General features: G+C 64.6%; 1 protein-coding gene. It reads left to right on the forward strand.

The window, feature by feature from the left end:
* Positions 1–118 precede the first annotated feature (118 nt).
* Entirely contained in the window at positions 119–1,327 is a 1,209-nt protein-coding gene (locus tag HNR01_RS27315; RefSeq protein WP_003596089.1) for an IS256-like element ISMex14 family transposase, read from the forward strand.
* The last annotated feature ends 54 nt before the right edge of the window (positions 1,328–1,381 follow it).

Raw genomic sequence — 1,381 nt, forward strand, 5'->3', positions numbered from 1 at the left:
GGTAGCGTCCGCGGACGAGGTGTAAATTCGAGGACCGCTTTGGCGGGGATTGGGGTGGCCATCGGGCCATGCGGCTAAGGTGGAGTTTGCGGACTTCAACCCGAACCGGGAGCACCCGATGACCGACGACAGAGTGGCACTGATCGAGGCTTTTCAGAAGGCTGACGACGGCAACTTCCTGCGCAGCCTGGCCGAGACGGTCCTGCAGATCCTGATGGAGGCCGATGTGGACGGTCTGATCGGCGCGGGTCGTTACGAGCGGTCTGGCGAGCGCAGCACCTACCGCAACGGGTATCGCGAACGCAGCCTCGACACGCGGCTGGGCTCGCTCAACCTCAAGATCCCCAAGCTGCGCACCGGCAGCTACTTCCCCGGCTTCCTGGAGCCAAGGAAGACCGTCGAGAAGGCGCTGGTGGCGGTGATCCAGGAGGCGTGGATCGCAGGCGTGTCGACTCGGCGCGTGGACGACCTGGTGCAGGCCATGGGGCTGTCGGGCATCTCGAAGTCCTCCGTGTCGAAGCTGTGCAAGGACATCGATGAGCGGGTGAACGCCTTCCTCAAGCGCCCGCTGTCCGGCGCATGGCCCTATCTCTGGCTCGACGCCACCTACCTCAAGGTGCGTGAGGGCGGGCGCATCGTCTCCGTAGCCGCCATAGTCGCCGTGGCGGTGGACACCGAAGGTCGACGCGAGATCATCGGGCTGCACATCGGCCCGTCCGAGGCCGAGGTGTTCTGGACCGATTTCCTGCGCGACCTGGTCAAGCGCGGGCTGTCAGGTGTGCAACTTGTCATCTCGGACGCGCACGAGGGGCTTAAAGCCGCCATATGCCGCGTCCTGAAGGCGACCTGGCAAAGGTGCCGGGTTCATTGGACCCGCAACGCGCTCGCTTATGTGCCGCGCGCTCAGCAGACCATGGTCGCCGCCGGCTTGCGCCACGCCTTCCAGCAGCCCGACCAGGAGGCAGCCCGAGCCGCGCTCCACCATCTGGCTGAGCAGCTTCACAACCGTTGGCCGAAGCTCAAAGGCTTCATCGATGCCACGAGCGAGGACGTGCTCGCCTACCTGACGTTCCCGCTGCAGCACCGAACGAAGTTGCACTCCACAAACCCGCTGGAGCGTCTCAACAAGGAGATCAAGCGACGCGCCGACGTGGTGGGCATCTTCCCCAACACCGACTCGATCCAGCGTCTGATCGGAGCCGTGCTGTTGGAGGCCAACGACGAATGGCAGCTCCAGCACCGCTACATGCAGATCGAGGGCATGGCTGGCTTCACCCCGAGCCTGCTCGACGACACCCTCACAGCAATTCCACCTCAGGCCGCCTGACCGATGGCCGCTCCAACTCCACCCCGAATTTCCACCTCATTGACGGACACGACC

This window comes from Methylorubrum rhodesianum (assembly GCF_014199985.1).
In the GTDB taxonomy this organism is placed as follows: Bacteria; Pseudomonadota; Alphaproteobacteria; order Rhizobiales; family Beijerinckiaceae; genus Methylobacterium; species Methylobacterium rhodesianum.